The 26,790-nt window shown below is 71.9% G+C and carries 27 protein-coding genes; 16 read left to right on the top strand and 11 right to left on the bottom strand.

Translation table 11 applies throughout. The features are described from left to right. Position 1: 1 nt before the first annotated feature. The 3 genes from ACTVZO_RS10885 to ACTVZO_RS10875 form a co-directional block, all read right to left on the bottom strand. Entirely contained in the window at positions 2-1,135 is a 1,134-nt protein-coding gene (locus tag ACTVZO_RS10885; RefSeq protein ID WP_443298179.1) for a hypothetical protein, read from the bottom strand. A gap of 68 nt (positions 1,136-1,203) precedes the next feature. Beyond that, on the bottom strand, positions 1,204-1,986 hold the full coding sequence (locus tag ACTVZO_RS10880) for an ABC transporter permease (RefSeq protein WP_443298178.1): 783 nt from the start codon (positions 1,984-1,986) through the stop codon (positions 1,204-1,206). Next, complete coding sequence (locus ACTVZO_RS10875; RefSeq protein WP_443298177.1) at positions 1,983-2,909, bottom strand: ABC transporter ATP-binding protein; 927 nt, start codon at positions 2,907-2,909, stop codon at positions 1,983-1,985. Before ACTVZO_RS10875 ends, ACTVZO_RS10880 begins: the two co-directional genes overlap by 4 nt. Before the next feature lie 121 nt (positions 2,910-3,030). On the opposite strand from ACTVZO_RS10875, the gene ACTVZO_RS10870 reads away from it, so the two are divergent. From ACTVZO_RS10870 to ACTVZO_RS10825, 10 genes are all read left to right on the top strand, one after another. Continuing rightward, complete coding sequence (locus ACTVZO_RS10870) at positions 3,031-3,822, top strand: formate/nitrite transporter family protein (protein WP_443298176.1); 792 nt, start codon at positions 3,031-3,033, stop codon at positions 3,820-3,822. A 101-nt stretch (positions 3,823-3,923) separates the two neighbouring features. Beyond that, entirely contained in the window at positions 3,924-4,685 is a 762-nt protein-coding gene (locus tag ACTVZO_RS10865; protein WP_443298175.1) for a helix-turn-helix transcriptional regulator, read from the top strand. Next, the gene (sufB, locus tag ACTVZO_RS10860) at positions 4,682-6,097 is read left to right on the top strand and encodes a Fe-S cluster assembly protein SufB (protein WP_443298174.1); all 1,416 of its coding nucleotides are present in this window, start codon (positions 4,682-4,684) and stop codon (positions 6,095-6,097) included. Before ACTVZO_RS10865 ends, sufB begins: the two co-directional genes overlap by 4 nt. Before the next feature lie 75 nt (positions 6,098-6,172). After that, positions 6,173-7,351 (top strand): Fe-S cluster assembly protein SufD, encoded by a 1,179-nt coding sequence (gene sufD, locus ACTVZO_RS10855; protein WP_443298173.1) that lies wholly within the window; start codon positions 6,173-6,175, stop codon positions 7,349-7,351. Further along, positions 7,351-7,668, top strand: a complete 318-nt coding sequence (locus tag ACTVZO_RS10850) for a bifunctional 3-phenylpropionate/cinnamic acid dioxygenase ferredoxin subunit (protein WP_362302161.1) — start codon at positions 7,351-7,353, stop codon at positions 7,666-7,668. Before sufD ends, ACTVZO_RS10850 begins: the two co-directional genes overlap by 1 nt. A 7-nt stretch (positions 7,669-7,675) precedes the next feature. Beyond that, positions 7,676-8,449, top strand: a complete 774-nt coding sequence (gene sufC / locus ACTVZO_RS10845; RefSeq protein WP_443298172.1) for a Fe-S cluster assembly ATPase SufC — start codon at positions 7,676-7,678, stop codon at positions 8,447-8,449. After that, a complete protein-coding gene (locus tag ACTVZO_RS10840) occupies positions 8,446-9,702 on the top strand; it encodes a cysteine desulfurase (RefSeq protein WP_443298171.1) in 1,257 nt (418 codons plus the stop codon). Before sufC ends, ACTVZO_RS10840 begins: the two co-directional genes overlap by 4 nt. A 26-nt stretch (positions 9,703-9,728) precedes the next feature. Further along, positions 9,729-10,190, top strand: coding sequence for a Fe-S cluster assembly sulfur transfer protein SufU (gene sufU / locus ACTVZO_RS10835; RefSeq protein ID WP_362389978.1), 462 nt, complete (start codon positions 9,729-9,731; stop codon positions 10,188-10,190). Then, on the top strand, positions 10,187-10,603 hold the full coding sequence (locus ACTVZO_RS10830) for a metal-sulfur cluster assembly factor (RefSeq protein WP_443298170.1): 417 nt from the start codon (positions 10,187-10,189) through the stop codon (positions 10,601-10,603). Before sufU ends, ACTVZO_RS10830 begins: the two co-directional genes overlap by 4 nt. A gap of 205 nt (positions 10,604-10,808) precedes the next feature. Further along, on the top strand, positions 10,809-12,140 hold the full coding sequence (locus ACTVZO_RS10825) for a hypothetical protein (RefSeq protein WP_443303115.1): 1,332 nt from the start codon (positions 10,809-10,811) through the stop codon (positions 12,138-12,140). On the opposite strand, the gene ACTVZO_RS10820 is transcribed toward ACTVZO_RS10825, so the two are convergent. Further along, the gene (locus ACTVZO_RS10820; RefSeq protein WP_443298169.1) at positions 12,127-12,966 is read right to left on the bottom strand and encodes a hypothetical protein; all 840 of its coding nucleotides are present in this window, start codon (positions 12,964-12,966) and stop codon (positions 12,127-12,129) included. The two genes, ACTVZO_RS10825 and ACTVZO_RS10820, sit on opposite strands and share 14 nt — an antisense overlap. Positions 12,967-13,099: 133 nt before the next feature. Here ACTVZO_RS10820 and ACTVZO_RS10815 point away from each other — a divergent pair, with 133 nt between their 5' ends. Continuing rightward, complete coding sequence (locus tag ACTVZO_RS10815) at positions 13,100-13,420, top strand: DMT family transporter (RefSeq protein WP_443298168.1); 321 nt, start codon at positions 13,100-13,102, stop codon at positions 13,418-13,420. Then, positions 13,420-13,980 carry a TetR/AcrR family transcriptional regulator gene (locus ACTVZO_RS10810; RefSeq protein WP_443298167.1) on the top strand — a complete coding sequence of 187 codons (561 nt, stop codon included), beginning with the start codon at positions 13,420-13,422 and terminating at the stop codon, positions 13,978-13,980. The genes ACTVZO_RS10815 and ACTVZO_RS10810 overlap by 1 nt, the downstream gene beginning before the upstream one ends. Here ACTVZO_RS10810 and ACTVZO_RS10805 read toward each other — a convergent pair. Beyond that, a complete protein-coding gene (locus tag ACTVZO_RS10805) occupies positions 13,977-14,912 on the bottom strand; it encodes a winged helix-turn-helix transcriptional regulator (protein WP_443298166.1) in 936 nt (311 codons plus the stop codon). The genes ACTVZO_RS10810 and ACTVZO_RS10805 overlap by 4 nt on opposite strands. A gap of 125 nt (positions 14,913-15,037) precedes the next feature. On the opposite strand from ACTVZO_RS10805, the gene ACTVZO_RS10800 reads away from it, so the two are divergent. Both ACTVZO_RS10800 and dapD read left to right on the top strand, forming a co-directional pair. Further along, positions 15,038-16,249: an MFS transporter gene (locus ACTVZO_RS10800; RefSeq protein WP_443298165.1), complete on the top strand. Its 1,212-nt coding sequence runs from the start codon at positions 15,038-15,040 to the stop codon at positions 16,247-16,249. Positions 16,250-16,258: 9 nt separating this feature from the next. Then, positions 16,259-17,239, top strand: coding sequence for a 2,3,4,5-tetrahydropyridine-2,6-dicarboxylate N-succinyltransferase (gene dapD, locus ACTVZO_RS10795; RefSeq protein WP_443298164.1), 981 nt, complete (start codon positions 16,259-16,261; stop codon positions 17,237-17,239). A 116-nt stretch (positions 17,240-17,355) separates the two neighbouring features. On the opposite strand, the gene ACTVZO_RS10790 is transcribed toward dapD, so the two are convergent. Both ACTVZO_RS10790 and ACTVZO_RS10785 read right to left on the bottom strand, forming a co-directional pair. After that, positions 17,356-17,637, bottom strand: a complete 282-nt coding sequence (locus tag ACTVZO_RS10790; protein WP_443298163.1) for a hypothetical protein — start codon at positions 17,635-17,637, stop codon at positions 17,356-17,358. 186 nt (positions 17,638-17,823) lie between these two features. Next, positions 17,824-19,665 (bottom strand): endonuclease/exonuclease/phosphatase family protein, encoded by a 1,842-nt coding sequence (locus tag ACTVZO_RS10785; RefSeq protein ID WP_443298162.1) that lies wholly within the window; start codon positions 19,663-19,665, stop codon positions 17,824-17,826. A 284-nt stretch (positions 19,666-19,949) separates the two neighbouring features. Here ACTVZO_RS10785 and ACTVZO_RS10780 point away from each other — a divergent pair, with 284 nt between their 5' ends. Together ACTVZO_RS10780 and ACTVZO_RS10775 are read left to right on the top strand one after the other, a co-directional pair. After that, positions 19,950-21,488, top strand: a complete 1,539-nt coding sequence (locus ACTVZO_RS10780) for a hypothetical protein (RefSeq protein WP_443298161.1) — start codon at positions 19,950-19,952, stop codon at positions 21,486-21,488. Between the two features lie 254 nt (positions 21,489-21,742). After that, positions 21,743-23,182, top strand: a complete 1,440-nt coding sequence (locus ACTVZO_RS10775; RefSeq protein ID WP_443298160.1) for an alkaline phosphatase PhoX — start codon at positions 21,743-21,745, stop codon at positions 23,180-23,182. A gap of 45 nt (positions 23,183-23,227) precedes the next feature. On the opposite strand, the gene ACTVZO_RS10770 is transcribed toward ACTVZO_RS10775, so the two are convergent. The 4 genes from ACTVZO_RS10770 to ACTVZO_RS10755 form a co-directional block, all read right to left on the bottom strand. Further along, positions 23,228-23,404: a hypothetical protein gene (locus ACTVZO_RS10770; RefSeq protein ID WP_384220831.1), complete on the bottom strand. Its 177-nt coding sequence runs from the start codon at positions 23,402-23,404 to the stop codon at positions 23,228-23,230. A 114-nt stretch (positions 23,405-23,518) separates the two neighbouring features. Continuing rightward, positions 23,519-24,769, bottom strand: coding sequence for a TerD family protein (locus ACTVZO_RS10765; protein ID WP_443298159.1), 1,251 nt, complete (start codon positions 24,767-24,769; stop codon positions 23,519-23,521). A gap of 62 nt (positions 24,770-24,831) precedes the next feature. Then, positions 24,832-25,053: a hypothetical protein gene (locus ACTVZO_RS10760; protein WP_069919745.1), complete on the bottom strand. Its 222-nt coding sequence runs from the start codon at positions 25,051-25,053 to the stop codon at positions 24,832-24,834. A 116-nt stretch (positions 25,054-25,169) separates the two neighbouring features. After that, positions 25,170-26,711: an aldehyde dehydrogenase (NADP(+)) gene (locus ACTVZO_RS10755; protein ID WP_443298158.1), complete on the bottom strand. Its 1,542-nt coding sequence runs from the start codon at positions 26,709-26,711 to the stop codon at positions 25,170-25,172. Positions 26,712-26,790 lie beyond the last annotated feature (79 nt).

Below are 26,790 nucleotides of genomic sequence, written 5' to 3'. Positions count from 1 at the left end.
TTCACGAGGGGGTGCCCGGTGGTGCGTCGAGCCCGGCGGCCAGCCGGAACCTGGCGCCCGCCGGGTCGCCCTCCTCGTGCCACCACACGTGGATGCGCCACGGGACGCCGGCGCCGGGATGGTCCGCCGAGGCCTCGAACCCCCGTACCAGTTCAGCCCCTATGTCCTCTGCTGTCCTGTTCCTCACCTCTGTGGCGCTGTGCCAGGGATGGTCGAGTACGTTCCACAGTCCGTCAGGACCGCGCACCTCGACCCGCCACACGGCGAGCCAGTGGGTGACCTCCAGCATCGTGCGCACCTGTTCGGCGTCCAGGCCCAGCCGGGCCGCGATCCCGGACTCCGGCACTCCCTGGACGCGGGCGGCCACCACGGCCTGGGGCAGCAGCCGTTCGGGCAGCAGCCCCTTGGCGCGCAGACCCGCCAGCGAAGCGAACGACAGGTAGCGCAGGCGCAGTTCCAGCTGGTGGCCGATGTGGTCCAGGGCCGCCTCGGCCTCCGCGGACTCCTCCGAGCCGTGGTCCGCGAGCAGCAGCTGCCGGAAGTCCGACTCGGCGTCCACGGCCCAGGCCACCGCGTCCTCGGCCGAACCGAGCTCCGCCAGGCGGTCCCCGAGGAACACCTTCGCCTGGGCCAGCCCGCGGCGGTTGACCGGGTCCCGCTGGTCCAGGCCCGCCCACACCGCGACCGCGGCCCGGGTCAGATCACGGGCCCGCTCCCCGGCGGCCCGCTCCATGGCGGACGGCCCCCGCTCGGCGCCCGGTCCCAGCGGATGCCTCGGCAGCCGGTCGCCGTCGCTCAGCGGCCAGGCCAGCCACACCCCGTGGTTGATCAGCCCGCGGGCGTACCAGCGGGCGTACTCGGGTGCGTACGGCGCCGCGCGCTCGGAGCTGCGCAGCCCCTCCTCGATCAGCGCGAGAGCGGAGGCGCGGTCCCCTTCGGCGAAGCGCAGCGTGGCGCGGTCGGAGAGGCGAAGGCCCAGCAGCGCGACGCACTCGGGGTCGTCCGGGTGGGTCCGCAGGGCCCCGATCAGCTCGTCGAGCAGCCGCTCGCGCTCCCGGGGTTCCGCGTGCGCCGCCCCCGACCGCACCCGCGCCCACTGCTCGTCCAGCCGTAGAACGGCCTCCCGCTGCACCATGTCCGCCCCCCGGCTTCATGTGTGGAGGCGTCCATCCTCCCGGGAATGCCGCCGGGAGGGGAAGGGATTCACTCCCAGCGGAACCACCGTGCGGCCGCCCCGAGGCCCAGCACGGCCCAGGCCGCCAGCACGGCCGCGTCGCCCCACGGCAGCGCGGCTCCGTGCTGGAGCACCGCGCGCAGACCGTCGGACAGGGCCGCGATGGGCAGCAGGCCCAGGACCGACTGGACGGCGTCCGGGAACTTGTCCAGCGGCACGATCACTCCGCCGCCGACCAGCAGCAGCAGGAACACCAGGTTGGCGGCGGCCAGGGTCATCTCGGCCTTGAGGGTGCCCGCCATCAGCAGGCCGAGCCCGGAGAACGCGGCGGTGCCCAGCAGGATCAGCGCGGCCACCGACAGCGGGTTCCCGTGCGGGGACCAGCCCAGCGCGAAGGCGATCGCCGTCAGCAGGGCGATCTGGAGCACCTCGGTGACCAGCACGGACAGGGTCTTGGCGGCCATCAGGGCCCAGCGCGGCAGCGGCGAGGCGCCGAGCCGCTTGAGGACCCCGTACCTGCGGTCGAAGCCGGTGGCGATGGCCTGGCCTGTGAAGGCGGTGGACATCACGGCGAGCGCCAGGATGCCGGGGGCGAGGAAGTCCACGGACTTCCCGGAGCCCCCCTCTTGAACAGGCACGGTGACGATGTCCACGGCGGAGAACAGGGTCAGCAGCAACGCCGGGATGATCACGGTCAGCAGCAGCTGCTCCCCGTTGCGCAGCAGCATCCGGGTCTCCAGTGCCGTCTGCGCGAGGATCATCCGGGAGACGGGCGCCGCGCCCGGGTTGGGGGTGAACGTGCCGGCGCTCATGAACGCAGCTCCTTGCCCGTGAGCTCGAGGAAGACGTCCTCCAGGGTGTGCCGCTCCACCGAGAGGCTGTCCGGCATGACGCCGTGCTGCGCGCACCAGGAGGCGACGGTGGCGAGCAGCTGGGGGTGGACCTCGCCGGTGACCCGGTAGACGCCGGGGGTGAGCTCGGCGGCCTGGGTGCCGTCGGGCAGCGCCTTCAGCAGGGAGGCGAGGTCGAGGGAGGGGCGGCCGGTGAAGCGCAGGGTGTTCTCGGCGCCGCCCCGGCACAGCAGCTCGGGGCTGCCGTGGGCGATGACCCGGCCCGCGTCCACGATGGCGACCTCGTCGGCGAGCTGCTCCGCCTCGTCCATGTGGTGGGTGGTGAGGACGACGGTGACCCCGTCGGCGCGCAGCTCCCGTACGAGGTCCCAGGTCGCCCGCCGGGCCTGCGGGTCGAGGCCGGCGGTGGGTTCGTCGAGGAAGACCAGCTCGGGGCGGCCGACGACGGCCATGGCGAGGGCGAGGCGCTGCTGCTGGCCGCCGGAGAGCCGGCGGTAGGGGGTGCGGCCGCAGCCGCCGAGGCCGAGGCGCTCCACCAGGGGGCCGATCTCGAGCGGGTCGGCGTAGAGCTTGGCCATGTGGCTGAGCATCTCGACGGCGCGGGCTCCGGAGTAGACGCCTCCGGACTGGAGCATCACGCCGGTCCGCGGGCGCAGCGCCTCGGCCTGGGCGACCGGGTCGAGGCCGAGGACGCGGACGGTTCCGGCGTCGGGGCGGCGGTAGCCCTCGCAGGTTTCCACAGTGGTCGTCTTGCCCGCGCCGTTGGGACCGAGGACCGCGGTGACGGAGGCCCCGGGGACGGTGAGGTCCAGGCCGTCCACCGCGCGCTTGGCGCCGTACCTTTTCACCAGTCCGCGGATCTCCACGGCGGGGTCGTTGCTCATGGGGGGTGAGTCTACGGAGCCCGGGGAGGGGTCCTAGGTCCCGGGGTCGGGGGGTGACGGGCCCGCGCATTCATGACTTTTTCGCGGCGTCCGGGGCCCGTCGGCGGCCTAGCGTCGAATGGTGAACAGCATCGCTGAGAACGTCGAAGCCACCTCGGGGCAGGCCGAGCACAAGGCCCACGACCTGGGGCATCCGCCGCGCTACTTCGTCTCGGCGATGCTCGCGGGGGCGTACATCGGGGTCGGCGAGGTGCTGCTGCTCGTGGCGATCTCGCCGTTCGTGGCCCGGGGCTCGGCGGCGGTGAAGCTGCTGGAGGGTGCGGTCTTCCCGATCGCGCTGACCATCGTGATGTTCGCCGGTGCCCAGCTGTTCACCAGCAACGTCATGGTGATGCTGGTCGGCGCGCTGTCCGGCCGGACCGGCGTGCGGGACCTGGTCTCGTCCTGGTGCCTCTCGCTGGGCGGGAACCTGGCCGGGGCCTTCGCCTTCGGCGGCATGGTGCACGCGTCGGGCGTGACCTCCTCGCCGTCCGCGCGGGCGATGCTCACCGAGATGGTGCACGGGAAGACGGCGCTGGGTGGCGGGCAGCTGTTCTGGCGGGCGGTGCTGTGCAACATGCTCGTCTGCCTGGCGATCTGGATGTTCACGCGGGCGCGCGGCGACGCGGCGAAAATATTCGTCCTGTGGCTGCCGGTGGCGGTTTTCGTCGCCGTCGGATTCGAACACTGTGTTGCGAACATGGCTGTTTTCAGCTTGGCGATCCTGGATGGCTCAGCGTCGTTCAGTGATCTTTTCCGAAATCTGATGTTCACGGTTCCCGGCAACGTCGTGGGCGGGGGATTGCTGGTGGGAGCCGTGTACTGGTTCGCCGGAGGGGCCCGGAGGGACCGCGGAGCGTCCCCCTCCGAATAACTCTGCGTCGACAAATTAGGTAACCCTTAGTGATGGAGGCCACCAGGAGTGGCCTCCATCACGGCTTGTCCGCGCTCGGTTAATTACGCAACAATGGCGTTGTGAAAAACGGCGAACGGCAGAACGAGGCCCCCCAGGGGGAGCTCGCGACCGGGGAGCGGTCCACCCGCAACCGGGTGGCGCGGTCCATCCTGGACCACGGCCCGTCCACCGTCGCCGACCTCGCCCAGCGCCTGGGCCTCACCCAGGCCGCCGTCCGCCGCCACCTCGACACGCTCGTCGCCGACGACGTGGTCGAAGCCCGTGAGCAGCGCGTGTACGGCGCACGGACCCGGGGCCGGCCCGCCAAGGTCTTCGCGCTCACCGACTGCGGGCGCGACGCCTTCGACCAGTCCTACGACGCCCTCGCCGCGGACGCCCTGCGCTGGATCGCGCAGTCCGTCGGCGGCGGGGAACAAGGCGAGGCGGCCATCGCCGCCTTCGCCCGGGCACGGATGGAAGCGCAGGCACAGACTTACCGGGAAGCCGTCGAGGCGGTGGCCCCGGAGGGCCGGGCGGAGGCCCTTGCGAGGGCATTGACCGCAGACGGGTACGCTGCTACGGCGAAGAGCGCTCCCGGTCCGCACAGCGGTGAACAGCTCTGCCAGCACCACTGCCCGGTCGCCCATGTAGCCGAGCAGTTCCCGCAGCTCTGCGAGGCGGAGACCGAGGTCTTCTCCCGCCTGCTCGGGACGCATGTGCAGCGCCTCGCCACGATCGCCCACGGCGACGGAGTGTGCACGACGTTCATTCCGCGCAGCGCGAGCGCCACACAGACCGACACATCAGTATCTGCAAGTACGGCCGGGAGGAACCCCGCATGACCACGGAGACTGCTCACCCTGAGCTCGATGGCCTGGGCACCTACGAATACGGCTGGGCCGACTCCGACGCGGCCGGCGCCGCCGCCAAGCGGGGTCTGTCCGAGGAAGTCGTCCGCGACATCTCGGCGAAGAAGTCCGAGCCGGAGTGGATGCTGAACCTCCGCCTCAAGGGCCTCAAGCTGTTCGACCGCAAGCCCATGCCGAACTGGGGTTCCGACCTCTCGGGCATCGACTTCAACAACATCAAGTACTTCGTGCGTTCCACCGAGAAGCAGGCCGCTTCCTGGGAGGACCTGCCCGAGGACATCAAGAACACGTACGACAAGCTCGGCATCCCGGAGGCGGAGAAGCAGCGCCTCGTCGCCGGTGTCGCGGCCCAGTACGAGTCCGAGGTCGTCTACCACCAGATCCGTGAGGACCTGGAGGAGCAGGGCGTGATCTTCCTCGACACGGACACCGCGCTCAAGGAGCACCCGGAGCTCTTCCAGGAGTACTTCGGCACGGTCATCCCGGTCGGCGACAACAAGTTCGCGTCGCTGAACACCGCGGTGTGGTCCGGCGGCTCCTTCATCTACGTCCCCAAGGGCGTGAAGGTCGACATCCCGCTCCAGGCCTACTTCCGTATCAACACGGAGAACATGGGCCAGTTCGAGCGGACGCTGATCATCGTCGACGAGGACGCCTACGTCCACTACGTCGAGGGCTGCACCGCCCCGATCTACTCCTCGGACTCGCTGCACAGCGCCGTGGTCGAGATCATCGTGAAGAAGGGCGGCCGCTGCCGCTACACGACCATCCAGAACTGGTCGAACAACGTCTACAACCTGGTCACCAAGCGCGCCGTGGCGTACGAGGGCGCGACCATGGAGTGGATCGACGGCAACATCGGTTCCAAGGTCACCATGAAGTACCCGGCCGTCTACCTGATGGGCGAGCACGCCAAGGGCGAGACCCTGTCCATCGCCTTCGCGGGCGAGGGCCAGCACCAGGACGCCGGATCCAAGATGGTCCACATGGCGCCGCACACCTCCTCCAACATCGTCTCCAAGTCGGTGGCACGAGGCGGCGGCCGCACCTCCTACCGCGGCCTGGTCGAGATCGGCGAGGGTGCCCACGGCTCGAAGTCCAACGTGCTGTGCGACGCGCTCCTGGTCGACACGATCTCCCGCTCCGACACGTACCCCTACGTGGACGTCCGCGAGGACGACGTGTCCATGGGCCACGAGGCGACCGTCTCCAAGGTCTCCGACGACCAGCTCTTCTACCTGATGAGCCGCGGTCTGACCGAGTTCGAGGCCATGGCCATGATCGTGCGCGGCTTCGTCGAGCCGATCGCGCGCGAGCTGCCGATGGAGTACGCGCTGGAGCTGAACCGGCTGATCGAGCTGCAGATGGAGGGCTCGGTCGGTTAGTCCCGGCCGCCCGAGTCCCGCAGACATTCTTCGACGTAGACGTGTGTTTCAAAGAGAGTGAGCACGAAGACAGCCATGGCTGAGGCTCAGAACATTCCGGCGGGTTCGACCACCGCCGGCGCGATCGCGGTGGCCGCCGAGTCGACCGTCGCCACCCGGATGAGTGCCCCCCCGTCCTTCGACGTGGCGGACTTCCCCGTGCCCCACGGCCGCGAGGAGGAGTGGCGCTTCACGCCGCTCGCCCGCCTCAAGGGCCTGCACGACGGCACCGCGGTCGCCAACGGCACCATGAAGGCCCAGATCGACGCGCCCGAGGGCGTCACCGTCGAGTCGGTGGAGCGCGGCGACGCGCGCATCGGCAAGGCCGGCACCCCGGTGGACCGGATCGCCGCCCAGGCGTTCTCGTCCTTCGCCAAGGCCACGGTCGTGACCGTGCCCAAGGAGGCCGTCCTGACCGAGCCGGTGCGCGTCTCGCTGCACGGCGAGGGCGGCACCACCTTCGGCCACACCGTCTTCGACGTGCAGGCCTTCGCCGAGGCCGTCATCGTCATCGACCACACCGGCGACGGCGTGCGCGCGGCCAACGTCGACTTCGTCGTCGGCGACGGCGCCAAGCTCACCGTCGTGTCGGTGCAGGACTGGGACGACACCGCCGTCCACGTCTCCCAGCACAACGCGCTGGTCGGCCGCGACGCGAGCTTCAAGTCGATCGTCGTCACCTTCGGCGGCGACCTCGTACGCCTGCACCCCCGCGTGACCTACGCGGGCCCCGGCGGCGAGGCCGAGCTGCTCGGCCTGTACTTCACGGACGCCGGCCAGCACCAGGAGCACCGCCTCCTGGTCGACCACAAGGCCCCGCACTGCAAGTCGAACGTGGTCTACAAGGGCGCGCTGCAGGGCCAGGACGCCCACGCCGTCTGGATCGGTGACGTCCTCATCGAGAAGACCGCCGAGGGTACCGACACCTACGAGATGAACCGCAACCTCGTCCTCACGGACGGCGCGCGGGTCGACTCGGTGCCGAACCTGGAGATCGAGACCGGCGAGATCGTCGGCGCCGGCCACGCCTCCGCGACCGGCCGTTTCGACGACGAGCAGCTCTTCTACCTGCAGGCCCGCGGCATCCCCGCCGACGAGGCCCGCCGGCTGGTCGTGCGCGGCTTCTTCGCCGAGCTCGTCCAGCAGATCGGTGTCCCGGACATCGAGGAGCGCCTGCTCGCCAAGATCGAGACCGAGCTCCAGGGTTCCGTCTGATGAATTACGTCAAGGCCTGCACGCTGAGCGAGCTGGAAGAGAACACCCCCAAGCGGGTGGAACTCGACGGCACGCCGGTGTCCATCGTCTCCACCGAGGGCGAGGTGTTCGCGATCAACGACATCTGCTCGCACGCGAACGTCTCGCTCTCGGAGGGCGAGGTCGAGGACTGCATGATCGAGTGCTGGCTGCACGGGTCGGCCTTCGACCTGCGGACCGGCAAGCCCTCGGGTCTGCCCGCGACGCGTCCTGTACCCGTATACCCCGTAAAGATCGAAGGGGACGACGTGCTCGTCTCCCTCACCCAGGAGTCCTGAGGTATCCATGGCAACGCTTGAAATCCACGACCTGCACGTCTCCGTCGAGACCGGCGACTCGGCGAGTGGCTCCCGCGAGATCCTCAAGGGCGTCGACCTCACCGTCAAGCAGGGTGAGACGCACGCCATCATGGGTCCGAACGGCTCCGGCAAGTCCACCCTGGCGTACTCGCTCGCCGGTCACCCGAAGTACACCATCACCGGTGGCACCGTGACCCTCGACGGCGAAGACGTCCTGGAGATGTCCGTCGACGAGCGCGCCCGCGCCGGCGTCTTCCTCGCCATGCAGTACCCGGTCGAGGTCCCCGGCGTCTCGGTCTCCAACTTCCTGCGCACCTCCGCCACCGCCATCCGCGGCGAGGCCCCGAAGCTGCGCACCTGGGTGAAGGAGGTCAAGTCCGCGATGGAGCAGCTCCAGATGGACCCGGCCTTCGCCGAGCGCAACGTCAACGAGGGCTTCTCCGGCGGTGAGAAGAAGCGCCACGAGATCCTCCAGCTGGAGCTCCTCAAGCCGAAGATCGCGATCCTCGACGAGACCGACTCCGGCCTCGACGTCGACGCCCTGCGCATCGTCTCCGAGGGCGTCAACCGCGTCCGCGAGACGGGTGAGGTCGGCACCCTGCTGATCACGCACTACACCCGCATCCTGCGCTACATCAAGCCCGACTTCGTGCACGTGTTCGCCAACGGCCGCATCGCCGAGTCCGGCGGCGCCGAGCTGGCCGACCAGCTGGAGGCCGAGGGTTACGACAAGTACGTGAAGGGTGGCGCGACCGCGTGACACAGCTGCCTGGCCTCCTCGACATCGAGGCGATCCGCAAGGACTTCCCCCTGCTGGATCGTGTGGTCCACGACGGGAAGAAGATCGTTTACCTGGACAACGCGGCGACTTCGCAGAAGCCGCGCCAGGTGCTCGACGCGCTGAGCGAGTACTACGAGCAGCACAACGCCAACGTCCACCGCGGCGTGCACGTGCTCGCCGAGGAGGCCACGGCGCTGTACGAGGGTGCCCGCGACAAGGTCGCCACCTTCATCAACGCACCGAGCCGCGACGAGGTGATCTTCACCAAGAACGCCTCGGAGTCGCTCAACCTGGTCGCGAACATGCTCGGCTGGGCGGACGAGCCCTACCGGGTCGACCGCGAGACCGAGATCGCCATCACGGAGATGGAGCACCACTCCAACATCGTGCCGTGGCAGCTGCTCTCGCAGCGAACCGGTGCGAAGCTGAAGTGGTTCGGCCTCACCGACGACGGCCGGCTCGACCTGTCCAACATCGAAGAGATCATCACGGAGAAGACGAAGATCGTCTCCTTCACGCTGGTCTCCAACATCATGGGCACGGTCAACCCGGTCGAGGCGATCGTCCGGCGCGCCCAGGACGTCGGCGCGCTCGTGCTGATCGACGCCTCCCAGGCCGCTCCGCACATGCCGCTGGACGTCCAGGCGCTCGGCGCCGACTTCGTGGCCTTCACCGGCCACAAGATGTGCGGCCCGACCGGCATCGGCGTCCTCTGGGGCCGCCAGGAGCTGCTGGAGGACCTGCCCCCGTTCCTCGGCGGCGGCGAGATGATCGAGACCGTGTCGATGCACGCCTCGACTTACGCCCCGGCGCCGCACAAGTTCGAGGCGGGTACGCCCCCGATCGCCCAGGCCGTCGGCCTCGGCGCGGCCGTGGACTACCTGACCGCGATCGGCATGGACAAGATCGCCGCGCACGAGCACGCGATCACCGAGTACGCGATCAAGCGCCTCGCCGAGGTGCCCGACCTGCGGATCATCGGCCCCACCACGGCCGAGGACCGCGGCGCCGCGATCTCCTTCGTGCTCGGCGACATCCACCCGCACGACGTCGGCCAGGTGCTGGACGAGCAGGGCATCGCGGTCCGCGTGGGACACCACTGCGCGCGCCCGGTGTGCCTGCGGTACGGAATTCCTGCCACCACCAGGGCGTCTTTCTACCTGTACTCCTCTCCGGCCGACGTCGACGCACTAGTCGACGGGCTGGAGCACGTACGGAACTTCTTCGGCTGAGCCAGGGCGACGAGGACGAGGACGCTGTGAAGCTGGATTCGATGTACCAGGAACTGATCCTGGACCACTACAAGCACCCGCACGGGCGTGGCCTGCGCGACGGCGACGCCGAGGTGCACCACGTCAACCCGACGTGCGGGGACGAGATCACGCTGCGCGTGAAGTACGACGGCGAGACGCTCACCGACGTCTCGTACGAGGGCCAGGGCTGCTCCATCAGCCAGGCCAGCGCGTCCGTACTGAACGAGCTGCTCGTCGGCAAGCAGCTGGCCGAGGCGCAGAAGATCCAGGGCGTGTTCCTGGAGCTGATGCAGTCCAAGGGCAAGCTGGAGCCGACCGAGGAGATGGAGGAGGTGCTGGAGGACGCGGTCGCGTTCGTCGGCGTCTCCAAGTACCCGGCGCGTGTGAAATGTGCTCTGCTGAGCTGGATGGCGTGGAAGGACGCGACGGCCCAGGCACTGGGCGACGCGGAGAGGAAGACGGCATGACCGAGAACGCGACGCCCGAGGCGTCGACCAAGCCGGCCACCGAGGCGTCGACCAAGCCGGCCACCGAGGTGTCGACCAAGCCGGCCACCGAGGTGTCGACCAAGCCGGCCACCGAGGAAGAGGTCCGCGAGGCCCTCTACGACGTGGTCGACCCCGAGCTGGGCATCGACGTCGTCAACCTGGGCCTGATCTACGGCATCCACATCGACGACGCGAACATCGCCACCCTCGACATGACGCTCACCTCGGCGGCCTGCCCGCTGACGGACGTTATCGAGGACCAGGCGAAGTCGGCGACGGACGGCATCGTCAACGAACTGCGCATCAACTGGGTCTGGATGCCCCCGTGGGGCCCCGACAAGATCACGGACGATGGCCGCGAGCAGCTGCGCGCGCTCGGCTTCAACGTCTGATCGCCCGCGTGTGAGGGCCCCCGGCACGGTCGTGCCGGGGGCCCTCCCTGTTTTCCGGGGTTCTCCGGGCGGACGGGTGACGTGCACGTGGAGTTGGCCGCCGTGCCCGAGCCTTCTCGACGGCCGTCACGCCGTGACGCAGCAGCACCCGAGGAGACACTCCGTGACCGTTCGTTTCGCCGCCGGGACCGCCGGCGCCGCCGCCCTGCTCCTCGCCGGGCTGACCGCTCCCGCCCAGGCGGTGACGTACGGGACGCCCACCATCGCGCTCTCCGCCTCCTATCTGTCCGGCGCCGTCGGCGCGGTCGGGGACCCGGTCGTGAACGTGACCGTCGGGCAGAGCGGGGCCGACGTGTCCGCGCTGACGGTCGCGGCCTCGGCGTCGAGCAAGGCCTCCGTCGCCGGGACCGGGGACGTGACCGTCACCGGCGCCGGGGCGGTACGACAGCTCGCGGTCACCGCGCGGGGCCGCGGCTACACCAACCTCACCGTCAAGGTGACCGGGCTCGGCGGCAAGACCGCCACCAAGACCCTGTACTACGCGGCTTCGGCCGCCGTGCAGAACCCGGCCGACGCGCGCTACCTCACCGGCTCCGCGGACGCCTCGGCGGCCGTGGACGTGGGCGGCGGCTACGCGGTCGTCGCCGACGACGAGTCGAACGTGCTGCGCCTGTACGACCGTTCCCGCTCGGGCGCCCCGGTGAAGACATGGGACTTCAGCTCCCAGCTCGGTGTCAGCAAGGAGGTGGACATCGAGGGGGCGACCCGGATCGGCAACACCATCTACTGGACCGGTTCGCTGGGCAACAACAAGGACGGCGAGTACAAGGCTCCCCGGAACACGGTCTTCACCACCACCGTGAGCGGCTCCGGCTCGGGCGCGCAGCTGGCGTACGGGCGCTCGTACAAGAAGCTCCGTGACGACCTGGTGGCCTGGGACAAGGCGAACGGGAACAAGTACGGCTTCGCGGCGGGCACCGCGGAGGGGGAGGCGCCGAAGCAGATCGACGGGTTCAACGTGGAGGGGCTGGAGTTCGCGCCCGGCTCCACGACCACCACCGCCTACCTGGGCTTCCGGGCCCCGCTGGCGCCCGTGGTGCCCGGCGGCAAGGCGCTGGTCGTGCCGGTCACCAACTTCGACCGGGTGCTGGCGAGCGGGGCCAAGGCGGTCTTCGGCGCGGGCATCGAGCTGGACCTGGGCGGGCTGTCCGTCCGCGACCTCCGAAGGAACGCGGCCGGGCAGTACCTGATCCTGGCCGGGTCCTGGGCCGCCGACGACAACTCCGACCCGTACGCGCTCTACCAGTGGGACGGCGTCGCGGGCCACGCGCCGGTCAAGCGGGCCGACCTGCCGACCACCGACCCGGGCGGCTGGGAGGCCATCGTGGAGGTGCCGGACCTGTCGGCGCCGGGCGCGCGCGTACAGCTGGTGACGGACAGCGGGTCGGCGGACCTGTACGGGGACGGGGCCGAGGCCAAGGACCTGACGCACCCGGAGTGGAAGAAGGCCCGGGCGGCCTGGTTCACCCTCGGCTGACCCCGGGGCGGGTCGCGAAGACCCCGGCACGGTGCTCGCGGCGCAGCCGCCGGTCCGCGTAGAGCAGGCCGGTGGCCAGCCGGGGCACGGGCAGCAGCAGGGCCGGGGCGAGCAGCGCACCCGGCAGGCCGAAGCCCGGGTAGAGGGCGTACGCGGCCACCGGCAGCAGGACTCCGGCCGGCGCGGTGACCGCGAACGTCTGCCACCAGGCGCCGCGCACCAGCGCGGCCGACCGGCGCAGCGCCGCCGGCGGGGCGAGCCCCTCGTAGCCGGCGGCGGTGGGAGCCAGCGCGAACAGCACGCCCAGCCAGAGCGCGACCGGGGCGAGGGGGAGCAGGGCGAGCGGCGGCAGGCCCGAGGCGAGCGCGGCCGCACCCGGACCGGCGGCGGCCGTCAGGGCCAGCAGCCGGGCGCCCAGCACCGCCGGGATCCGGGGCACGGCGGCTCGCAGCAGCCCGGGCACGGTCACGGCCCGGCCGAGCAGGGCGGGCCGCAGCAGCGCCGTGGCCAGGGCGGTCGCCAGGGCGCCCGCGAACAGCAGGAACAGCACGGCGGCGGGGACGAGGGTGTGGACGAACACCCGGCTCCCGGCGGTGCGGGTGACCGAGGCCAGGGTGGCCGCCCCGGCCACGGCGGCGACCGGCAGCAGCCCGGCCGAGAGACCGAGGAACAGGGCGCCGAGCAGCCGGCCGCCGTACCGGCCCAGGGTCGTGAGGACCCCGCCGAGGAGCTCGCGCCGCCCCAGCGGGCGCAGGGGCACCACGCCGGGCCGCGGCGAGCGAGGGGGCAGCCAGCCGCCGCCCCGGTGGGTCCAGTGCTGCGCCATGCGAGAGCCCCCAGTCGCCGAAGGCGGACAGGGTAGCGCCGCGGGCCGCAGGAGTCCCGGGTGCTGCACGCCGCGGCTGTGTGCGGGGCCTGGATGTGTACGCCCGTACGCATCGCTGTGTACCCTTGTACACATGCCATACGTACTGCTCGCCGCGGCCATCGCCGCCGAGGTCGCCGGGACCACCGCCATGAAGTACAGCGAAGGCTTCACCCGGCTGTGGCCCTCGCTGGGCACGCTGCTGGGCTACGTCATCGCCTTCACCCTGCTCGCGCAGACGCTGAAGTCGATGTCGGTGGGCACGGCGTACGCGATATGGGCCGGGGTGGGGACCGCCGCGATCGCCGCCATAGGCATGGTCTTCCTGGGGGAGGCGGCCACCGCCGCGAAGATCGCCGGCATCGTGCTGGTGATCGCGGGTGTGGTGCTGCTGAATCTGGGCGGTGCGCACTGATGGCCCCCGGCGTGCGCAGGTACGACCCCGAACGGCGCCAGCGGATCATCGACGCGGCGATCCGGGTGGTGGGGGCCAAGGGCATCGCGGGGCTGAGCCACCGCAGCGCCGCCGCCGAGGCCGACGTACCGCTCGGGTCGACCACGTACCACTTCAAGACCCTGGACGACCTGCTGGTCGCGGCCCTGCGGCAGGCCAACGAGGGCTTCGCGCGGGCAGTGTCCCGCTCGCCGGCGCTGGCCGATCCGGAGGCGGACCTCGCGGGGGCGCTGGCCCGGCTGCTGGGGGAGTTCCTGGCGGTGGACCGGGCGCGGGTGGAGCTGGAGTACGAGCTCTACCTCGCCGCTCTGCGGCGCCCGCCGCTGCGGGCGGTGGCGGCCGAGTGGGGCGAGGCGATGGCGGCGGCCCTGATCCCGCGCACGGACCCGGTGACGGCCCGCGCGCTGGTCGCGGTCATGGACGGCGTGAGCCTCCAGGTCCTGCTGACGGACGCGGAGTACGACGAACCGTACGCGCGCGAGATCCTCGGCCGGGTGCTGCGGCCGGCCCGTCCGGCCTAGGCCGGACGTTCGGAGCCGTCGGAGCCGTCGGAGCCGTCGGAGCCGTCGGAGCCGTCGGGCCCGGCCGAGCGGACGGCGGTCAGGGCCGCCCGGACGCTCGCCTCGATGTCCTGGACCGGGTAGAACACCTCGCGCACCGTGCGGTCCCGGTCGAGGACCAGGGTCAGCCGCTTGAGCCGGGTCACGCCCGCCGCGCGGAACGTCGGCAGCCGCAGCGCCGCCGTCAGGGCCAGCTCCGCGTCCGACAGGAGCGGGAAGCGCAGCCGCTCCTGCTCCGCGAACTCCCGCTGCTCGTCCGGGCGCTGGGTCGACACCCCGTGCACGGTGGCGCCCGCCGCGGTGAACTCCGCGAGCTGGTCCCGGTAGGTGCACGACTCGAAGGTGCAGCCCTTGGCGCCCGGGATCCCGGCCCAGCCCGGCGGATAGGACTCGGCGCGCGCGTAGGCGCCCGGGAAGCAGTACAGGACCGTGGCCGCGGTGTCCGCCACCGGGTCGCGCAGCTCACCGAAACGGTCCGGCAGCAGCAGCTCCGGCAGCCGGGTGCCGCGCAGTGCGTGGACCCGTTCCGCCTCCCGCGAGGCCTCGGTGGTCGTCGCCGTCATCTCTCCCTCACCCAGGATCCAGCTGTCCCCCCAGTCCTGGAGGGCCACCAGCACCGGCAGCAGCCCCCGGCCGCGCGGGGTCAGCCGGTACTCGTGCCGCACCGGGCGTTCCCGGTACGGCTCGCGCGTCAGCACCCCGGCCTCGACCAGCAGCTTCAGCCGCTCCGCCAGCACCTTGCGGGACATCCCCAGCTCGCGCTGGAGCTCGTCGAAGCGGTGCAGACCGCGCGCGGTGTCGCGCACGATCAGCAGCGTCCACCAGTCGCCCACCACGTCGAGGGCCTGGGCGATCGAGCAGTCCGCGTCGCCGAGCTGTGTGCGCTGGGCCATGGCACTCCTTTGTCCGTTGACCCAAGGCTGTCATGCTGACATAGTCCGTTCCCAAAAGGAACTCACTAGTTCGGGGTGCGGGGGACACGGGTGTGCCGCAGGGATTCAGGGACCTACCGAGAACCGTGTGGCTGCTGGCCGCGGGGGTCTTCGTCAACGCAGTCGTCAGCTGCACGTTCGTCTTCGTCTTCGTCTGGCTGACCGGCCCGCGCGGCCTCGGGGCCGCGCAGGCGGGCCTGATCGTCGGCATCGGCGGAATCGGCCTGGTCGCCGGGAACTTCACCGGCGGCTGGTACGGCGACCGCTTCGGCCACCGCCGGGTGCTGCTCACCGCGTCCGCCCTCGGCGGACTCGTCCTCGTGACGCTTCCGGTGCTCTCCACCGCGCTGCTCTGCGCGGCCCTGCCGGCCGCCCAGTACGCCTCGGGGGTGGTCCGGGCCGCCAACTCCGCGCTGGTCGCCGTCACCGTGCCCGACGGATCCCGGCGCCAGGCCTTCGCCGTCATCCGCTGCCTCTCCAACGGCGGCTTCACGCTGGGCACTCCGCTCGGGGCCCTGGTCGCCACCGGGCTCTCGTACGACTGGCTCTTCGTCGCGGAGGGCCTCGGCACGCTGTTCTTCGCCCTCTGGACCGCCCGGGTCGTTCCTGCCCGGGCCGGCGCGGCCCCCTCCGCGGCCCTCTCCGGGGAACCCTCCGCGGCCCCGGACGGGGGCCGGGGCCGCGGAGGGCTGTGGCGGGAGCTGCGCGCGCGGCCCGCCCTGCTCGTCCTGCTCGGCGCGATCGCCGTCGCCGACGTCGTCTACCGGCAGCACTACACGACCTTCCCCGCCGCCCTCGCCGACCACGGCCTGGACACCCGCGCGTACGGACTGCTCATCGCGATCAACGGCGGCGTCATCCTCCTCCTGGAGATCCCCGCCGCCCTCGCCCTGCGCCGGCGCTCGCCGCTGCACCTCGTCGGCACCGGGCTGGTGCTGGTGGGCGGCGGGTACGCGGTGCTCATGCTCGGCGTGGGCCTCGCCGCCGCCGTCGCCATGATGGTGCTGCTCACCCTCGGGGAGATCCTCTACAAGACCACGGCCACCGCGTACGTGGCGGACGAGGCGCCGGCGCACGCCGTCGGCCGGTTCCAGAGCCTGTACGCGGGCGTCTCCGTCAGCGGTGTGGTGCTCGCCGGTCCGCTCGGCGGAGCCCTGTACGCGGCCGCGCCGGGCCTGCTGTGGCCGCTGTGCGCGGTGCTCGCGGCGGGGGCGGGCGGGGCGGTGCTGTGGACGGGCCGACACGCGGTGAGACCGGCACATGAGACCGGTTCGCACCCTCGGGCCGTCGCCGGTTAGGTTTCTGGCATGACTGCTACGCGTACCACCGGCGCCGTCGCCGCCGGACTTGCCACCATCACCGCTGACGGCACCGTCCTCGACACCTGGTTCCCCGCCCCCGAGCTGGTCGCCGAACCCGGCCCGGCCGGCACCGAGCGCCTCACCGCCGACCAGGCCGTGGAGCTCCTCGGCGCGGCCGCGGCGAAGGCCATCCGCTCGGACGCGGTCCGTGGCGTCGAGGTCGTAGCCGTCCGCACCGCCATCGCCTCCCTGGAGGACAAGCCGCTGGACGCGCACGACGCGTACCTGCGCCTGCACCTGCTCAGCCACCGCCTGGTCAAGCCGCACGGCCAGAACCTGGACGGCGTCTTCGGCCTGCTGACGAACGTCGCCTGGACCTCCCTGGGCCCGGTCGCCGTCGACCAGGTCGAGACCGTCCGCCTGAACGCCCGCGCCGAGGGCCTGCACCTCCAGGTCACCTCGATCGACAAGTTCCCCCGGATGACGGACTACGTCGCCCCCAAGGGCGTGCGCATCGCCGACGCGGACCGCGTCCGCCTCGGCGCGCACCTCGCCGAGGGCACCACCGTCATGCACGAGGGCTTCGTCAACTTCAACGCCGGCACCCTGGGCACCTCCATGGTCGAGGGCCGCATCTCCGCGGGCGTCGTGGTCGGCGACGGCTCCGACATCGGCGGCGGCGCCTCCACGATGGGCACCCTCTCGGGCGGCGGCAAGCAGATCATCTCGATCGGCGCGCGCACCCTGATCGGCGCCGAGGCGGGCGTGGGCATCGCGCTCGGCGACGAGTGCGTCGTCGAGGCCGGCCTCTACGTCACCGCGGGCACCCGCGTCACCCTCCCGGACGGCCAGATCGTCAAGGCCCTGGAGCTCTCCGGCGCCAACAACATCCTCTTCCGCCGCAACTCGGTCACCGGCGCCGTCGAGGCCCGCCCGTACAAGGCGACCTGGGGCGGCCTGAACGAGGTCCTCCACAGCCACAACTGACCCGCACCGGGCCGGTACGCCAAGACGCCCTCCACCCCCCCGGCCGGGGGGGAGGGCGTCTTCGTGCGGTCGGGGCCGGTGCGGGGCCGCGGTCGGGGCCGGGGCCGTCGGCCGGGTCAGTGCAGGGGGATCGTGCGGACCAGGCCCGCGAAGGCCTGCTGCTCCGCCTCGGTCAGCTCCACCGACTCCAGCGGGTGCGAGGCCGCGCTGCGCTGGGCCGGGATCACCGGGAGGCCTTCGAAGGCCGCCGGCTCCGGGTGGTGGAAGCGGCTGTCCCACAGCATGTGGCCGAGGCCGGTCACCCAGACGAGCGCGGCCACGAACAGGACGGCGAGGCCGATTTCCTGGGCGAGGGTGATGGAGGGGAACACGCGGTCCTCCAGGAGTGCGGGGTACAAGGCGGTACAAGATCGGGCGTGTGGACACTCAACACCACGGGCGCTCGATTCGGTAGAGATGTGTCGAGCGTCACGCCAGGGCCGAAAGTCCCCCACTTGTCCGGCCGTGGTCCTCCCGGGACCGGGTCCGGAGCGTGGCAGAGGGCCCGGACGGGACGGCGTCCGGGCCCTCTGCGGTCGTGGGGGCTACGGCTTGAAGCGCAGCACCTGCGGGTCGTGGTCGCTGTTCTGGGCCGCGAACTCCGCGTTGATGTGCACGCTGTCGTACGTGAACTTCTTGATCGCCGGGCTGGTCAGGATCTGGTCCAGCACCTGGGCGTTGCCCTGGAAGACGTACGAGTAGCGCTCCGCCTTCGGCAGCGACTTGATCGCCGGGTACAGCGCCCCGCCGTCGGCCAGCGCGTCCGTCGTCGCCGAGAACTCGAAGTCGTTGATGTCGCCGAGGACCAGGACGTTGGCGTTCTTGTCCGCCGCGAGGATCTCCTTGACGAAGCCGTTCACGGCCTGCGCCTGGAGCAGCCGCTTGGCCTCCGAGGAGCGCACCGGCGGCTGGTGGTGCGAGGTCAGGCCCTCGTCGCCGCCCTTGGAGCCGAAGTGGTTGGCGATCACGAAGACGGTCTTGCCGCGGAAGGCGAACTCGCCCGCCAGGGGCTTGCGGCTGTCGGCCCACGCCGGGTTCGCCGGGTCGACGCGGCCCGGGGAGTGCGTCAGGGCGGCCTTGCCGTTCTCCTTGACCACGCCGGTCGCCGTCACCGCGTCACCCGGGGCGCGCTCGGTGAAGGAGACCCGCGCCGGGTTGAAGAGGAACACCTGGCGGATGTTGCCGCCGGGCTCGCCGCCGTCCTTCTTGTCCTCCGGGTTGACGGTCCGCCACTGGTAGGCCGGGCCGCCCGCCGCCGCGATCGCGGCCGCGAACTTCGTCAGGGTCTGCTCGGCCGAGACGGTGCCGTCGTTCTTGGCGCCGTTGTCGTCCTGGATCTCCTCCAGGGCGAGGACGTCGGGGGAGGCCAGGTTCTCGACGACCGCCTTGGCGAGGGCGTCGAACTTCTCCTGCGGGTCGGTCGGGTCGAGGTTCTCGACGTTGTACGTGGCCACCGCGAGCTCGTGGTCGGCCTGCGCCTTGGTCTTCTCGGGGGCGAGGGTGCCCGCCTTGACGGTGCCGAGGGTGCGCGCCACCAGGGTGTAGCCGCCGAACTGGTTGAAGTCCAGCGGGCCCTCGGTGGTGCCCGTCAGCTTGTCGCCGACGTTGGCCACCGGGAAGGGCTGCTGCGCGATGGGCGCGAGCTGCTGGATCTGGAGGCGGCCGGTGTTCTGGGACTCGTAGGAGCCGTACAGCGTGCCGCCGCGCTTGGTGGGGTTCTCCCAGCCCTTCACGCTGACCCACAGCTCGGAGTACGGGTCGGTGGCGCCGACCACGCGCGAGGTGCCGATCTTGACGTTCATGCCCTCGAGGGACTCGTAGTAGTCCAGGGCGTAGCGCGAGGGCTCCAGGGCCAGGCCGTTGATGCTGCCGGCGGCGGCCGGGTCGCCGGCCGGGGCGTACTCGGCGGGCACCGAGTACTCGTTGATCGCGGTGGCCTCGGGCAGCGCGTTGCCCGAGGAGACGACCGTGACGACCGGCTTGGATATCTGGGTCACCGACTGGTTGCCCGAGCCGGTGCCGCCGGGGATGTACTCGCCGACCAGGCCGGAGACCTTGACCGCGTCGCCGACGGCGACGGTCGGGACCGAGTTCGTGAAGACGAACACGCCTTCGCTGGTGGCCTCGTTGTCGTCGGCGTCCGGGTCCTGGATCCAGAAGCCGCGCGAACCGTACGTCCGCACGCCCGTCACGATGCCCTCGACGTCGGTGACCTGCTGGCCGGCGAGGGGGGATATCCGGGTGGTGCCCTGGATGTCGTGAACGCGTACCGGGCCTTCGGCCGCGGAGCCTTCGGCCGCGCCGGCGGAGCCCGCCAGCAGGCCGGTGGCCAGGGCGGTGGCGACGAGGGCCGCGACGGCGGCTGAGCGGGGATGCGAGGAGCGCATGAGCGGGAACTCCGGGTGTGGGATGAGGGAGACGGCAGGGATGGACGGACGGATTGCGGCAGGAGGTCTGCGGGAGGTTTGCGCTCCCGAAACATCTACGCGCGTCAATTTCCTGTGTGGCCAGCAAAGTTGTCAAGGGCTCCAGGGAATACGGCAGCTGACTGTGGGATGAACCAAAGGGGATGACCCGCCGGAGCCGCCCGAATTGCGTCTACGCTGGGGCGCCGGGCAGGCCGTTCGGCACCCGTCCCACCGCGTCCGCGATCCGCGAGGAGAAACGCCCCATGTCCGCAGAGCCGCACTCCACGTTGCCGCCGGCACGGCTGCACTCCGATGCGGAACTGGCCCGCGACGCCCTCGTCGCCCCGCTGTTCGCCCGCGCCGTACGGCTCGCCCGCTGGGCCGGGCCCGCCACCCGTGTCGACACCGGCGGCGAACTCGTCGCCGAGCAGCTCCCCGAGGCGGCCGAGGCGCTGGGCCTCGACACGGCCGACGAGGATTCCGTCGTGTACGTGAGCCAGGCCTGGCGGGTCGCCGTGGACACCGGCCTGGTGGACGTCACCGAGCCGGAGGAGGACGGAGCCGCGGGAGGCGGGGCCGAAACCGCGGCGGGCGGCGGCGCGGAGGGCGGGGCGGACCGGGTGGACGGGGCGGACGGGGCGCAGTTCGGCACCGCCGCGCCCGGTGAGGACCTCGCGCTGGTGACGGGCGGTGCGCCCGGTGACGTACTCGACCTGTGGCTGGCGGCCCTGGACACCGTACTGGCCGACGCGGCCGTGCCCGACCTGGGCGACCTCGTCGACGCGCTGGACGCGGGCGGGGACATCGACTTCGACCAGCTGGACTGGAACCCGCGGCGCGAGGCGGACTTCCTGGACGGGGTCCTCGCCAACCTCTACCTGCTCACCGTCACCGAGGGCGGGGCGGCGGACCGGCCGGTTCCGCTGCCCGTGCTCGCCGCCTCCATGGTGGTGCCCGAGGACATGGGAGAGCCGACCGACGCCGTGCTGGAGCAGGTCTCGGACGCGATGATGCGCCTCGACGACCAGTTCCGGCAGCTGGAGCCCATCGGGCTGGTCGAGTTCCGGCCCGTCGACGAGGAGCTGATGGCGGAGGCGGACGACGAGCAGATCGCCTCCGGCGGCGCCGACGACGACGAGGACGTCTCCCGCTACGGCATGGTCCGCCTGACCCCGCTCGGCCTGTACGGGATCCGCGCCCGGCTGCTGGAGGCGGGGGTCGAGGCGCCCGCCGTGGGCGAACTGGCCGGCAAGGGCGCGGACGCGCTGCTCGACGCCGTCTCCCACTACCCCGAGAGCGCCGCCCAGGCCGAGATCGAGGCCTGGCTGGCCGGCCGGGAAGTGCCCGTGGCCGTCGCCGAACTGCTCGCGGCCGCCCGCGGTGACGACGAGGGCGCCCCGCTGCGCCGGCTGCGCTGCCAGCAGGCCCTCGCACCGGCCGGTCCGGAGGCCGAGCCCGCGGTCCGCGCGGTGCTCGACGACGGGGAGCTGGGCGGGCTCGCCCGGGTCTGGCTGGCCGAGCGCGGTGCGGCCGACGTACCGGCGCCGGATGCGACGATGGTGTTCTGGCTGACGGTCGACACGATCGCGGCGCAGCTCGCCGCCGACGGCGAGACCGAGGAGCTGCCGCTGCTGATGGAGACCCTGACCGCCCATCACGCCGGGTTCTTCGAGCAGGTGTGGCGGGTGGAGCACCCGGCGACCGCGTACGTCCTGGAGGCGATGGGGCGGCTGCACCCGGACAAGAAGGCGGCGAAGGAGGCCCGCAAGGCCGCGTTCAAGGCGCGCTCGCGGCAGTCCTGAGCAACCGCGCGCCGCGGGCGGCGGGGGACACGGGGCGGGGGTACGGGGCGGGGGTACGGGCAGCGCGGCGGGCGCGGGATGCCCGGTCCGGGCATCGACAATGCGTCATTTCATGGCCGGAGTTGGCCATTCCTGCCACGAGCAAGGGGTCGGTTCCTCTTACCGGGTAGTTCAGCCGCCGTTCACGTGCGGGCGGGAGCGTGTGCGCCGACGACTGCACGACAGGCGCACCACTCCCCACCCCTGGAGACCCGATGCCGCTCAGCCGCAGAGACTTCACCGCCCGTACCGTCATCGCCGGGGCGGGCGTCGCGCTCACCGGGACGGTCGGCGCCCTCGCCACCGCCCCGGGCGCCCTGGCAGCCGACGACAGCACGGCCCGCGACGAGCACGGACGGCCCTGCGAGCCCGGCTACGGCCCGCTCGTCCCCGACCCGGCCGGCATCCTCGCCCTTCCCGCCGGGTTCAGGTACCGCGTCATCACGCACAGCGGCGTCACCACCCTGGAGTCGGGCGAGAGCACCCCGTCCAACCACGACGGCACGGCCGCCTTCGAGGGGCGCCGCGGGGTCACCCTCCTCGTCAACAACCACGAGCTCAAGGGCATCCGGGACAACTGGGAGCACCCCGTTCCGCTCGCCGAGGGCCTCGTCTACGACCCGGCCGCGGCCGGCGGGTGCACGGTCGTCGAGGTCCGGCGGGGCGGTGAGGTCGCCGAATGGGTGGGCATCGCCGGTACGTCGACCAACTGCGCGGGCGGCTCCACCCCCTGGGACACCTGGCTCACCTGCGAGGAGAACTCCGACCTCGCGGGCAAGAACGGCATGACCAAGGACCACGGCTACGTCTTCGAGGTCGATCCCCACGACCGCCGCGCCAACCGCGACCCGAAGCCGGTGAAGGCCTTCGGGCGGTATGACCACGAGGCCGTGGTCATCGACCCGCGGCAGGGCCACGCCTACCTGACCGAGGACGCCTCCGGCCCCAACGGGCTGCTCTACCGCTGGACCCCGCCCCGCGGCTTCCACCACGGGCGCGGCAGGCTGCGCACGCTCGCGGCCGACGCGGGCGTGCTCCAGGCCGCCAAGTGCATCGACAGCTCGGGCCGGTTCGTCGACGACCTCTCGCGCGCCACGAAGATCGGCACCGTGTACGGGGTCGACTGGGTGGACGTACCGGACCGCGACGCGCGGACCGTGCCCGTGCGCAAGCAGTTCGCCGACGGCGTCGTGACGCGGGGGCGCAAGCTCGAGGGCATGTGGTGGGCCGACGGCGGCGCGTACTTCGTGTCCTCGTACGCCCGCGACGAGAGCCCGGGCGCGGCGCACGACGGGCAGGTGTGGTTCTACAACCCCAAGCGGCGCACGATCCGGCTGACCGTGCTGATCGGGGTCAACGCGGACCCGTCGACGGACGGCGGCTACGACGGCCCGGACAACATCACCGTGTCGCCGTACGGAGGCCTGGTCATCGCCGAGGACGGCTCGGGTCTCCAGCACCTGTTCGGCGCGACCGAGTCGGGCCGCACCTATCCGCTGGCACGCAACGAGCTGAACCTCGGGTCGGCCGAGGAGCCGGAGTACTCCGAGTTCACCGGCGCCTGCTTCTCCCCGGACGGGCGCACGCTGTACGCCAACATCCAGGACCCGGGCATCATGCTGGCCATCACCGGGCCGTGGCGGCGCGCGCACTGACGGCGGCCGCGGGGCGCGCGCGAGCGGCCGCCGGCGGGCCCGGGCCTACGGGGCCGCGGAAACCTCCGCCTGGGAGGCCGCGGCCCACTCGGTGAGCAGGAACTCATACGCCTCCGAGGGCCACTCGCCGTCCACCCGGGTCTCGACAAGGTGCCGTATCGCCTCGTTCGCCTCTGCGGCGGACGGGCGGGCGGGCCCCGCGGGAATGACTGACTTGTGCATGAGTCCAAGGCTACGGGCGGGCACTGACAGCCACCTCCGGATTACGCGTGGCATCCATCACCCGGAAGGGTGCCCCGGGTGGCGCCGGACGGCTTCCTGTGCCCGCCCACCTGCTCAGAGTGCCTGCGAGGCCGGCTTGACCATGCCGCGCACTGTGCGGGACTTCACAAAGTCGCCCATGGCCGTCATCTCCCACTCGCCGCTGAACTGCTTGATGAGCTTCGCCATCATGACCCCGGTCTGCGGTTCGGCGGAGGTGAGGTCGAAGCGCACCAGCTCCTCACCGCTCGCCGCGTCGATCAGACGGCAGTAGGCCTTGGCGACCTCGGTGAACTTCTGGCCGGAGAAGGAATTGACCGTGAAGACCAGGCCGGTGGCGTCGGCGGGGATCCGGCCGAGGTCCACGACGATCACCTCGTCGTCGCCCGCGCCCTCGCCCGTCAGGTTGTCGCCCGAGTGCTTGATGGCCCCGTTGAGGATCGACAGCTTGCCGAAGTAGCAGCTGTCGATGTGGTTGCGCTGGGGGCCGTACACGATGACGGAGGCGTCGAGGTCGATGTCCCGGCCGCGGAACGCGGGCTCCCAGCCGAGGCCCATCTTGACCTGGGAGAGCAGCGGGCGGCCGCCCTTGACCAGGGAGACGGTCTGGTTCTTCTGGAGGCTGACCCGGCCCTTGTCGAGGTTGATCTTTCCGCTGCCGGCGGCCTGCGGGGCCGGGGGCGCGGGGGGTGCGGGCGGAACGGGGGCGACGGGCGTCGTGGGCGCCGTACCGCCGAGCCAGGGGGAGGGCGGGTACGAGACGGGGGCGGCCGGGGGAGCCGGGGGCGCGGGCGGGGCGACGGGGGCGGGGGCGGCCTGAGCGGCGGCGGGCTCCTCGTCAACGGAGACGCCGAAGTCGGTGGCGATGCCGGCGAGGCCGTTCGCGTACCCCTGGCCGACCGCGCGGATCTTCCACACGCCGCCGCGCTGGTACACCTCGACGACGACCAGCGCCGTCTCGGCGCCCAGCTGCGGCGGGGTGAAGCTGGCGATCACCGCTCCGCCGTCCGCGTTGCGCACGGTGGCGGTGGGCTCGACGCCCTGGAAGCTCTGTCCGGCGGCATCCGGGCTGGCCGTGACCACGATCCGCTCGATCCCGGGCGGCAGCGCGGAGGTGTCCACGGTGATCGAGTCAGGCGCCGCTCCACCCCCCGACCGGTAGCTGACACCGGGCCCGGAGGGCTGGTTGTAGAAGATGAAGTCGGCGTCGGAGCGCACCTTGCCGTCCGCCGTCAGGAGCAGTCCGGATACGTCGAGCCGTACCGGCGCGGCCACGTCCACCGTCACACGGACGGCATTGAGCGGCAGGTTGGATCCAGGGGTCATAGCGGTCATGCCCGGAGAACGACCGGAGGTGCTTTGCCGTTCCCTTACCCTCGCGGCAGATTTCAGCGCCGGTTGCGGGGGTGGTTCTTCGCCATGCGCTCGTTGCCGAACTTGTACGCGCCGGTCCAGCGGGCCATCACCAGCTGGGCGTCGCCGGACTCCACCTCGGTCAGGAACTTCTCCGCCCGGTTCCCGCGCAGGGTCGCGGCGGTACGGCCCTGGTGGGTGATGACGACGGAATGGTCACGGTGGCGTTCGTACGAGAATCCCTGCGGTTTCGGCATGCGCCGCAGCCTGCCCCGGCGGGTGCGGGGCAGGCAACGGAATATCGGCGTTCCGGTAGGCCGGGGCGGGGGCCGGATGGGGTCGGGGCAGGCCGGTGCCGGTCCCGGCAGGCCCGTCAGTTTCCGGCGGGTCCCGTCACGCGGCGCGGCAGTCCGAGCGGGTTGGCCTCGCGCAATTCGGGCGGAAGCAGCGCGTCCGGCACCGACTGGTAGGCCACCGGGCGCAGCCAGCGCTCGATGGCCGTGCCGCCGACCGAGGTGGAGTGCGAGGTAGCCGCCGGGTACGGGCCGCCGTGGTGCTGGGCCGGGGCCACGGCCACCCCGGTCGGCCATCCGTTGACCACGATCCGGCCCGCCAGCCCCGTGACCTGCCCGATCAGCTCGGTGGCCGGGCCCGGCGCGCCCTCGCTCTCGGCGGCCGACAACTGGAGGGTCGCGCTCAGGTTGCCGCCCAGCCGGCCGAGCACCGCGCTCGCCTCGCCCTGGTCGGCGTACCGCACGACGACGGTGACGGGACCGAAGCACTCCTCCAGCAGCACGTCGTACTCCCCGCCCGGGGCGCTGCCGAGGAGGCGGGCGGCCGGCACGCTCAGGTAACCGGCGCCGACGGTGTGCTCGCCGCCCGAGCCCGGGGTGACGGGTGCGTCGACACCCGGCAGCGCGGCCCGCTCGCGCACCCCGGCGACGAAGTTCTCCCGCATCCGGTGGTCGAGCAGCACGCCCGGCTCGGTCTCCCCGAGGGCCTTGGTGAGCGCGCCGGTGACGCGGTCGCCCGCCGCGCCCACCGGGACCAGGACGAGGCCCGGCTTCACGCAGAACTGGCCCAAGCCGAGGGTGACCGAGCCGGCGAGCCCGCTGCCGATCTCCTCGGCGCGCTCGCCGGCCGCGGCCGGCGTGACCACGACGGGGTTGAGCGAGCCCAGCTCGCCGTGGAAGGGGATGGGCACGGGCCGGGCGGCGGCCGCGTCGAACAGGGCGCGCCCGCCCCGGATGGAACCGGTGAATCCGGCGGCGGACACCAGCGGGTGGCGGATCAGCGTCAGGCCGGCGTCGAACCCGTGCACCACGGAGACCACTTCGGCCGGGAGCCCCGAGGCCACGGCCGCCCGGCGCAGCAGCGAGGCGCACAGCTCCGAGGTGGCGGGGTGGTCGGGGTGCGCCTTGACGACCACCGGACAGCCGGCCGCGAGCGCGCTCGCGGTGTCCCCGCCGGGGACGGAGAAGGCGAGCGGGAAATTGGAGGCGGCGTAGACCGCGACCACGCCCAGCGGCACCTTGTAGCGGCGCAGTTCGGGGCGCGGAGGGCTGAGGGAGGGGTCGGCGCGGTCGATCCGGACGTCGAGGTGCGAGCCGTCCTCCACGGCGTCGGCGAAGGCGCGCAGCTGGCCGGTGGTGCGGGCGAGCTCGCCCGTGAGCCGGCCCGGGCCCAGCGCGGTCTCGGCGTCGGCCGCCTCGACGACGTGCGCGGCGGCTTCGTCGAGGAGGTCGGCGGCTGCGCGCAGGAAGGCGGCGCGGGCGGCGGTGTCGGCGAGCGCGCCCCGGGCGGCGTGGGCGTTCCGTACGGCTTCGTCCACCTCCCGGGGTGTGGCCTCGACCGCAACCTGTTCGCGCTGCTTCCCGGTGCGGGGGTCCACACTCCAGACTGGTGTCGTTGTCATGGCCCACTGCCTCCTGGATCGTTCAGTATTCTGAACGCCGTTCCGGTGGATGAATGATCACATCTGCCGTGGACTCTAT

This window comes from Streptomyces sp. IBSNAI002, assembly GCF_052244475.1.
Lineage (GTDB): Bacteria > Actinomycetota > Actinomycetes > Streptomycetales > Streptomycetaceae > Streptomyces.
The sequence above is the reverse complement of the archived record's forward strand: the minus strand, read 5'-3'. Positions and strand labels throughout refer to the sequence as shown.